The sequence below is a fragment of the Marinobacter confluentis genome, assembly GCF_004785685.1.
Lineage (GTDB): Bacteria > Pseudomonadota > Gammaproteobacteria > Pseudomonadales > Oleiphilaceae > Marinobacter > Marinobacter confluentis.
Map to the genome: position 1 here is coordinate 1 of NZ_SRPF01000018.1, position 360 is coordinate 360.

Sequence of the window (360 nt, forward strand, 5' to 3'; positions counted from 1 at the left end):
ATCAACCACGGAAATGTCCCTCTGGCGCAGGTTCTGCCGCGCCTGCTCCACCACCGGGATGGGGTTGTTCACCACCGTGCCCATCAGAATCAGAAAGCCGAGCATGGTGATCATGTCGAACGGCTGACTCAGGGGTAGCAGGCCGATTTTCGGCAACAGGCCGCCCACCAGATTCATCAGCGCCAGGCCGACGATGCCGCCAGCGACTCCTAATGGAATGGCCGTCAGGATCAGCAATGGGAAGTCCCAGTGGGCGAAGATGGCTACCAGCAGCAGGTACACAATCACCACCGCGATGATGAAGTTGCCGGTAAGGGCATCACGGGTGGCATTGAGCTGATCGCTGGCGCCGGAAATATC

The 360-nt window shown here is 59.4% G+C and carries 1 protein-coding gene; it reads right to left on the reverse strand.

Features of this window, described 5'->3' with window-relative positions; genetic code table 11:
* On the reverse strand, window positions 1–360 hold a 360-nt coding region (locus E5Q11_RS17370), incomplete at both ends, for an efflux RND transporter permease subunit (protein WP_135804708.1).